We start from the raw sequence: 10,068 nt of genomic DNA, 5'->3' as shown, positions 1-10,068 counted from the left end.
GACAGAGACTGGAAGCTAAAACCTTCGGCAATGGTTAAATACGGTTTTAATGCACCGATGTCATTTGATGTTAGCTTAAATGCGATGTATGCCAACAAGCTTGAAGGCGGAATAACTTACCGAAAAGATGACGCCATAGGCGGTATGCTGAATTACAGGATCACCAAGAGCCTTAGAATCGGTTATGCCTATGATTACATCACTTCTGACATCCGAAGAGAAGCCAAGGGATCACATGAGTTTATTCTGCTTTACGATTTGTTTTTCTCGAAAAGAGTATCGAGTTCATCGAGGTATTTCTAAAAAGTTTACTATTTATTTAAAAAAAGAGATTGTCTATTTAGGCAATCTCTTTTTTAAATTATAAGCCTTAAAAAGAAATTGAGTTAACAAATTAATATAGAATAGTGGGCAAACTTTTAATTTAATAATTGGATTTTATCAGTAAAATAATTATCATTGATAACTATATAAAGATTTTTTAGAATTTTAGTGAAAGCTATAGTTTAATTTGTTATAAGTAAGATATGGGGTTAATAAAAAAATATAAATATTATATCGCTCTTACAGTTGCTATTATAGTTGTTATAAGCTACTATATTTTTAATAAAAATAAAGAATCTCCATATAAAAGTGAATACACAGAAACTGAAATTCTAATAGATTCTTTACTTACATATGATCTTAAGTCTTCAGAGATATTAATTGGTAAATATTTTAAAAATGCTACAGAAAACGAAGAGAATTTAGGAAAGGCATATTTTTACAAAGCGTCTTTATTAGTACGAAAAAATAAATTAGATAGTGTTTCTTATTTTTTAGATACAGCAAAGATATATGCGGTTAAGAATAACGACAGATTGCTAGAAGCAAGACTAACTTCATTAAATGGGTTTTATTTTTTGTTTAAAGATAATTATCCAAACAGTATGGAAAACTTATTTTCTGCATTATCTTTTTTTAAATCTAATTATGACAATAGTAACTATTTGGCTGACGTTTATTCAGGATTAGGAGGACTATATTATTATGGGCTGAAAGAAGAAGGCAAAGCAATTTCTTTTTATAAAAAAGCATATAAAATTTATGACATAAATAATAATTCTAGAGGAAAAGCAATAGTATATGGCAATTTTGGAAATATGTTTTTGCATAAGAAAAGCTATGTCGAGGCAAAGGAAAATTTGAGAAAATCTTATCAAATTTTCGAAGAATTAGGTGATACAGCTAATCTAATACGAATTCTTATCTTTTTAAGTGCATTAGAATTGGAATTAAATCAAGTAAGTGAATCTTTAGGATATTTAGATAAGGCTAGTGAATTGGCTGTTTTAGAAAATGATCACGCTTTAATAGGAATTGCACTCCTAAACTATGGATATGTGTACGAAAGCCTTAATAATTACGATAAAGCTGTCGAATATTATGAAGAAGCATATAATCATACGATTAATTCAAATCAATATTTTCCTATAGAACACTTAAATACTTTGAAAAGATTTTCAGAACTTTTGCGAAAGACAAAAAAATATGAAGAATCTCTAAATTATCTGGATAAATATTATACGATGAAAGATAGCCTTAATGGTGTAAAAGTTAGACAAAGAGTAGAAGAATTGGAATGGGGAAATATTCTCAAAGAGAATTTATTAGAATATGAAATTTCCAAGCAGAAATATAAAAATCATATAAAAACATATTTAATAATTATTATTTCTGTTCTATCAAGTATTGTATTTATATATCTATTATACAGAAGTAATAAAAAAACATTGAAAATTTCAAAATTAGAGAATGTCTATTTATTAGAAAATATTAAAAAAGAAGAAGAATTAAATAAAATCCGTGAAGAAAAGCATTTAGCTGAGATTGAGTCAAAAAATAAAGAATTAATGGGAATCAATGTCCAATTGCTATTTAAAAATAGATTATTGAATGAGATTGAAAATATTGTAAAAGATAAATCAAAAAACATATACAGCGAAATAGAAAAATCAATTAAACAGAATAGAAATTCTGAAAAAGATTGGGAGCAATTTGAGCAAGTTTTCGAAAAGATTCATCCGAGTTTTTTTAAACATATACAAGACAACTATTCTATATTAACAAAAACTGAAAAAAGGATATGTGCTTATATAAAAATAAATATGAGTAATCACGAAATAGCAAGTTTGTTAAACGTGGATTACTTAAGTATCATAAAAAGTAGATATAGAATTAGAAAAAAGTTAAAATTGAAAAATGAGGAGGATTTGGATGAAATAATTCATTCTTTATAAAGGTGAATATAGTTTGTTTCTGTAAGTTGTTTATTTCTAGATATATATGATATGTTAATTTTTAAATTGTCCATAATAAGTCCATAGTTAAAATTTGTTTAAATAATGTTTTGCTTATAATTTTAGATTTTTAAATTTAAAGTTTAACTCTGATAATACTGAGAATTTTTATTTGATGAGTTTAAAATTCTAACTAATCTAAAATTATGAAAAGAAAAATTATTTATTTAGGATTGACTTTATTTTGTTTGATGACGGCATACAGTATTCAGAGATGGGTTTCTTTTGAAAGAGATGTAATTAAACAAAATATAGAAAATGAACGGTATAATAATGTTCAGGTTGAAAACCTTAATTTTAACTGTGACAGTCCTTCTGACCAAGGAGTTAAAAATATTAAGAGTAATGAGGCTACTATTTATTGGGAAGATAATTTAGGGGCAAACTGGGAATATATTATTCAGTTTCCTTCAGACCCTTTTCCTACAGGCTCTGGTATATCATCTTCTACTAGAGAAACAAAAGTAACTCAAGACCAAAACGGAAATTTGCTTCAGCCCAGTACAGAATATGAGTTTTATGTTCGTACAAATTGCGGATCTGATGGTTATAGTAGTTGGTTAGGTCCATATAACTTTAAAACGTTATGCGGAGTATCGTTACCATTTATTGAAACGTTTAACTCCGATTCCGGTAGTTTTGATTGTTGGTATATTATAGATCAGAATAATGATGCTATAAAATGGACAAGATATATTTCCAGCTGGGGAGGAACCTACGAAGGAACGGGAGCTATGCAGTTTTTTAGTAATGACTATTCCGGAACCAAACAAAATGATGATTGGCTGATTTCGCCAGAAATAAATCTGACAGGAGCAATTTATCAGATTACCTATTATTATCACTCTAATACGAGAAATCTGGAATTTGAAGTTTTATTATCTCAACAAGGTGTAGATATCGATAAGTTTACTACGGTATTACAGCCTGCAGAAGTTCATACTGAAGGAATATATAAAAAGAAAGTTATATATGTTCAAGGAATTACAGGAGAGGTAAATATTGCGTGGCATATTATTACTACAGGAACTACACAAATGTATTTGGATTTGGTATCTATAGAAGAAGTAGAGTGTTTTGCTCCTGAAAATGTAAAAATTTCAAATATTAAACACGATGAAGTTAAAATAGAAATCGAAGATAATATCAATAGTTCTTGGGAGTATTATGTTGTGGCGGCTGGAAGTACTGCACCTGTTGGATCAGGAGTTATTTCAACAACGAAAGAAAGTACTATTAACAGGGTAAGTGGCGCGGGTACCCCTTTACAACAAAATACAGGGTATGATGTTTATGTTCGTTCATCTTGTGGAAATGATAAATATGGCAAGTGGGTGGGACCGTATTCTTTTACCACAACTTGTGCTCCAACGGGAATTCCTTTTCACGAAGGATTTAATACAAGTTCACCTACCGTTAGTTGTTGGAGAATGCAAGGAGTAAGTAATACTGATTTTTGGACCCAAAATCCTGATGCCTTTGAAGGAGACCACAGTATGGCACTTACTACATACAATACTACTTCGGAGAAAGATGAATGGTTGATTTCTCCACCTATCCGTATGGATGCAAGTAAACTTTATAGATTGAGCTATAATTATCAAACATCAGGTAACTATGCGGATGAATTTTCCGTACTCGCATCTGATACAGGTAGTGCTCCATCAGATTTTGACAAGATTATTGTTGCATCTAAAAAATATAGTACCTACTACACATGGAAAGAGAAACAGGTTACAATAAGCGGACTCGGAGGAGTCGTTTATTTTGCATGGCATGCAACTTCAAACTTTGCAACAGAAATTTATATTGATAATATTAATATTGAAGAGATAACGTGTCCTGAGCCTACCGATCTTAGTGCCACGAATGATAAAAGAACAGAGACTACTCTTTCTTGGGAAGATTCATATGCCGGCTCTTGGGAATATGTATTGCAACCAGCCCATACCGGTTTACCTACAGCTTCTGGTATAAGTACTACAAATAAACAAGTTGTAGTTAATAGTACAGCTACAGGAAATGCTTTACAGCCTGATACGGAATATGAGTTTTATGTACGCTCGGTTTGTGGTAATAATAATAAAGGAGAGTGGGTAGGTCCTTTTACTTTTAGTACTGCTTGCGATGTATTTACTCCTCCGTTCTGGGAAGGGTTTAACAGCAATTCAACAACGTTTGCTTGTTGGAGAGAAATTGATGTAAACGGAAATGCAAATATTCCTCACTTTAAAAATACTTGGTCTCAATGGAACTTAGGACCAAACCATAAACCTTTTGAAGGAGATATGTATATGCTGTATACGGTTAGTCAAGATATTTTGAATGGAGATAATTTTATTCAGGACAGTTATTTTGTGTCGCCAACTTTTAATTTGGATGCAGCAAAAACATATCGTCTTAGATACCATTTACAAACTTTTGGAACTGCCACTAGCACAACCGAATTTGAGATTGTAGCTTCTAATAAAGGTATTAAGCCTGAGTATTTTGATAAAGTATTGGCTCCTCACAAGCAATATGATGTTTATCCATGGACAGAATATAAATTGTATATCTCGGGTATAGGAGGAGAAGTAAATATAGCCTGGCACGCATCGGGGCAAAATCATAATACTACTTTAGAATTAGATAATGTATTTTTGGAAGAAGTAGAAGGATGTATAGAACCTCTGGAACTGCAAGCTGATAATATTGAAACAGATCAAGTTACTATTTCATGGCAAGATCTATACGGTGATAAAGATTGGGAATATCGCGTGCAGAAAAGAGGAAGAGGAATACCAGTTGGAAACGGTAAGCTAACAAGTGCTAATACGCATTTGATAACTCAGGATTATTTGGGAGATAATTTGGAAGCTAATACGGAATATGAGTTTTATGTCCGCACTGTTTGCGGAGCAGGCGAATACAGTATTTGGTCCGGACCGTTTGTGTTTACAACAGCTTGCGGAGTTTTTACAGTACCTTTTCACGAACGATTTGGCTTAGGATCTCAAACATTGCGCTGTTGGACAATTTTGGATGAAAACAATGACGGATATAATAATAGAGGGACATTTGGGCAATATTCTATGGCTTTTGTAGCAGGTTGGTCAATGCGTTTTGAAGGTAGCGGAATACATGATGATTGGCTTATAAGCCCACTTGTAAAACTAGATCCAGCCAAACAATATAGATTAAAGTATCATTACAGTGCACCCAAAACTCATGGTACTAGTGGAACCACCTTAGAAAATAGGTTTAGAGTAATGTTGTCTAATTCAGATACAGATCCAAATAGTTTTACACATACGTTAATTCCTTTTTCTAGTTATGCAAATAGTGGTCCAAACCCTGCATGGATAACAAATGGAAGTCCAATAAGCTGGAGTGAAGAAAAAACTTTTATTTCGGGTATTGGAGGCGAAGTTTATATAGGATGGCATATCAAAACAGATACGTGGACAGATACAGAAATTTTTATAGATAATGTGATTATTGAAGAGGTAGAAGGATGCCCGGAACCATCTGATCTGGATATTAAAGATATAGAAGGAGAAGAAGTTACGTTATTTTGGCAAGATAATTACGGAGGTACTTCTTGGGAATATTATATTCAAAAAGAAGGAGAAGGTTTGCCTGTTGGGAACGGAACCCAAACCAATAATAAGGAAAATACAGTAGATAAAGATCAATCCGGAAAAAAATTAATACATAATAAAAACTATGAATATTATGTTCGTACAGTTTGTAATGATGGAGAATTTAGCATTTGGTCTGGACCATTCCAATTTAAAACAGCTTGTGAAGGAGTTTTAACCTTGCCTTTTTGGGAAGGATTTAATACTGACTCAGAAACTTTCGGATGCTGGACTATATTGGATGTAGGTAATAATGCAACGATGTGGAATGACAATATTTGGGTAAGAGATCAGTTTAGTTCTTTTGAAGGAGATAGGAACATGAAATTTAATAACAGCTACGGTGTACAACCAGATGGGTGGTTGATTTCACCAGCTTTGCAGATGACAGCAGGACAGTATATGCTACGATTTCACTTTAAAGCAGATGATCGTAATCCTCTTTATAATCATGAACTGGAAATCTTATTGTCAAATAATGGGGTAGATGTAAGTAAATTTACTACTGTAATCTCGCCTAAAAAAAGTTATGGATCTAATGATAAATGGCAGGAAGAAATTGTGTTTTTTAATGGGATACCTGGTAATGTAAATATAGCTTGGCGAGCATCAACAGGCAGTGATCAATATGTGAGAATTAATATTGATAACGTCTTTCTTAAAAAAGTTCAAAATTGTAAAGAACCTTATTATGCAGAAATAACAGGCTATACACCAACAAGTATGGAAGTAGAGTGGAAACAGGATGACGGCATAACGGAATGGGAAGTGATAGTAGTAGAATTTGGAGAAGATGAAACAGCTGTGCCCGTTCAAACTTTAAATGTAACCGGTACGCCAAAAACAACGATTAGCGGATTAGATTCAGGCAAGGGATATACTGTATATGTACGGGCAAAATGTAAAGACGGAAAATCCTATAGTGATTGGGGAGTGCCCGTACACGGTGGTACGTCAATTATAAATGATGAGTGTTCCACTGCTATAAGGCTTCCGGTAAATAATGGTATAGACTGCGAAAAATTTGTTTCGGCATCTCTTTTAGGATCCACAAAATCATTAGTTTATCCAGACTTCTTTGGAGGAATGGAGGGATGTAATCCCGCTCGTTGGAGAGGTCTTGCTAATGATGTTTGGTTTGAATTTACAGCAACGTCTGATAAGCATTTGTTAAACATTAATAATTTTAGAAGCCCGAGCGGGCAGTTTTTAGACTATGTGGTTTGGGCAGTATATGAAGGCGGAACCTGCCCTACTTCTGCTTATACAGCATCTTTTTTACGATGTGGTCAATTTGAGAGAGAACCTATAAGACATCGTACTGGTTTAATGGAAGGTTTGATACCGGGTAATACATATTATGTTCGTATAGGTATGGAATATACGAGTATAAATGTGGTTAAGCAGGATTATCTTTTTGATATATGTATTTCTACTATAGGGTATTTAGATATCACTCCTCAAGGAGAAACACACACTCCGGAGGAAATGGTAAAGGAAATATTTGTAAAATCAGACTGTGATTTGGTGTCAAATGTTAAACATAAGGCAGCAAGCGGAGTATTTGTAAATACTTTAGGATATTTTAAAAAAAATAATTCTGATTTTCCGTTTGAGGAAGGAATTGTGCTGTCTACAGCAGATGTAGACTATCTACCCGGACCATATGTAGAGAGAAGTCCGTATGTGGATTATGGGAAAGTTCCTGCTTGGGAAGGAGATTCAGATATCAATGATGTAATTATTAATGTTGGGGGAGCAGGTTTTGGCAGAGATAAATACGTATCAACACTTGAATTTGATTTTATACCCATTAAAGATTCTATCCAGTTTGAATACTTATTTGCCTCAGAAAGCTATCACACAAATTGTGTTTATAAATGTACTGAAGGAGGAGCCTTGTTTGCTGCATGGTTGGTAGAATTAGAAACAGGAGAGGGAGAAAATCTTGCACTTGTACCGGGAACTTCTGAACCCATAGCATTATCAACGATTAAAGACAGTAGTAAATCTGGAGTGCTGTGTGAAAGTGTCAATCCTGAATTTTATTGGAAACATTATGGAAATAATCAAGATGATCCTTTAAAATCTGCTATTAGTCTGGTTGGATTAACCAAAGCTATGCAATCAGAAAAAGTACATGTAAATCCGGGTAAAAAATACCGCATCAAATTTGCAATAGCTGATTTTTGTAGTACGGCTAGTCATAGCTCAGCAGTGTTCTTTAATGCGATGAGCTTTGATTTGGGAGATTTAGATTTGGGACCTGATTTATTAGTAGATACCAATAATGCAATATGTGCGGGCGATACAGCTATTATTAAATCTGGGTTAGTAGATACGGAAGAGTTTAGTTTTAGTTGGTACAAGGATGGTGAAGAAATGGTAGGAGAAAATAAAGCAGATTTAGAGGTTAATGAAGCAGGAGAATACTCTGTAGAGGCAATTATAAAAGCTTATGGTGCAAATTGTGAAGTGAGAGGAAGTGTGAAAGTTGAAATTTACCCTAAAATTTCTACCTATGTTAATCAACCGAAAGCAATTTCTACTTGCAGTCGTTCTTTAAAACCTGTTGAGATTGATTTGACGCAAGTAGAAGATGAAATGTTTGGTAATACAAGAAGTTTATATATAGTTGATTATTTTGAAAAAGAAGAAGATGCTATTGTGAATGAAAATGTTATCGAATATCCTAATCAATATGGAATTCAGCTTCAAGGGAGTGAATTGAAATTGTTTATTCGCGTTGAAAATAAAGAAACTGGATGTTATGAGATATTTGACTTGAACATTCAGCCTCAAGAAGGTATAAAACCAAATAAACCGGAGAATGTTAATGTCTGTGCCGAATATATATTCCCTGATTTTGAAGAAAACCAATATTATTATTCTGAACCGGATGCTGCAGGTATAGAATACCATACAGGAGATGTTATTGATTTGCCAGGTGAACATATAATTTATGTAATTCAAGTTAATAATGATGAAGGATGCTATGAAGAGATTTCTTATAAAATTAATATCACGGCACCTGTAGTAGCGGATATTTTTGAAAATGAAACGCCTAGTTGTGAATATTACAAGTTAAAACCGCTTTCGGAAAGCAATAATTATTACCCTGAACCAGGTGGAAAAGGAGATAAACTATATGTAGGCGAGCAGATTTTTGAATCAAAGACCATTTATGTGTATGCCAGTTCAGAAGATGGTTTGTGTACAGATGAGAGCAGTTTTACTATTGATTATGAAGATTGCCCGATACCAAGAGGAATATCACCAAACAATGACGGTTTAAACGATGTTTTTGATCTGACTCCTCACGGGGTAGAAAGCATCAAGATTTACAATCGCTGGGGAACTGAGGTTTATTCGCATGGAGCAGGCTATACTACCCAGTGGCACGGACAGAGTAAAAATGGAAAACAACTTCCGGACGGAACGTATTATTACGTGATCCACGCTCATGGTAAAATACGTACAGGTTGGGTACAAATAAATAAGTAATTTATTAGTTTTTTGGTTAGATTTGGTTATCCCCGGATAAGTATTTTGTAATTTTACTTACCGGGGATTAACTTACAAAACTTAGAATACTAATACTTTGCCAGCGTGAATTCAGTTCAGAGTTTGACAAATAAAAAAATAAACAGAAATATGAAAATAGTAATCAAAGGTTTCCTGGTGTTTTTTGCTTTGAGTTCTTCTTTTGAAGTTGTAGCCCAACAGAACCCCCAATACACCCAGTATATGTATAACATGAGTGTGATCAATCCAGCTTATGCCGGTAGTAAAGAGAGTTTGTCTATGGGGCTTTTGTACCGCAAGCAGTGGGTTGGCTTTGAAGGAGCACCTGCCACCGGTACTTTTTTCGGACATACCCGGGTTGGTAAAAACGTGGGATTGGGCTTATCCTTTATCAACGATAAACTGGGACCTATCACGGAGAACAACGTTTACGGAGACTTTTCCTATACGTTAGATTTAGGTAGAGAACACAAGCTTGCTTTGGGACTTAAGGCAGGAGCTACGTTTCACAATGCCAAATTACTTTCTGAGGTAGGCGTTTATGATCAGATGGATCCGGATGATCCGGCTTTTGGAGAAGA

Annotated in this window: 4 protein-coding genes; all 4 read left to right on the top strand. The window is 33.7% G+C overall.

Annotation, left to right across the window (positions count from 1 at the left end):
* Positions 1-303: type IX secretion system membrane protein PorP/SprF (locus C8P70_RS13125; RefSeq protein ID WP_133711735.1), on the top strand; the 303-nt coding region annotated here is incomplete at its 5' end.
* Between the two features lie 224 nt (positions 304-527).
* The gene (locus tag C8P70_RS13120; protein WP_133713766.1) at positions 528-2,279 is read left to right on the top strand and encodes a tetratricopeptide repeat protein; all 1,752 of its coding nucleotides are present in this window, start codon (positions 528-530) and stop codon (positions 2,277-2,279) included.
* 206 nt (positions 2,280-2,485) lie between these two features.
* A complete protein-coding gene (locus tag C8P70_RS13115; RefSeq protein ID WP_133713765.1) occupies positions 2,486-9,466 on the top strand; it encodes a choice-of-anchor J domain-containing protein in 6,981 nt (2,326 codons plus the stop codon).
* Positions 9,467-9,616: 150 nt separating this feature from the next.
* The coding region (locus C8P70_RS13110) for a PorP/SprF family type IX secretion system membrane protein (protein ID WP_133713764.1) at positions 9,617-10,068 on the top strand (452 nt) is incomplete at its 3' end.

It is taken from the genome of Myroides indicus, assembly GCF_004364575.1.
GTDB lineage: Bacteria > Bacteroidota > Bacteroidia > Flavobacteriales > Flavobacteriaceae > Flavobacterium > Flavobacterium indicum_A.
This window is presented reverse-complemented; position numbering and strand designations above follow the sequence as displayed.

Excerpts from the sequence above, each read along its gene's own strand:
- C8P70_RS13120 (WP_133713766.1), top strand. The coding sequence starts at position 528 with ATGGGGTTAATAAAAAAATATAAATATTATATCGCTCTTACAGTTGCT.
- C8P70_RS13115 (WP_133713765.1), top strand. The coding sequence starts at position 2,486 with ATGAAAAGAAAAATTATTTATTTAGGATTGACTTTATTTTGTTTGATG.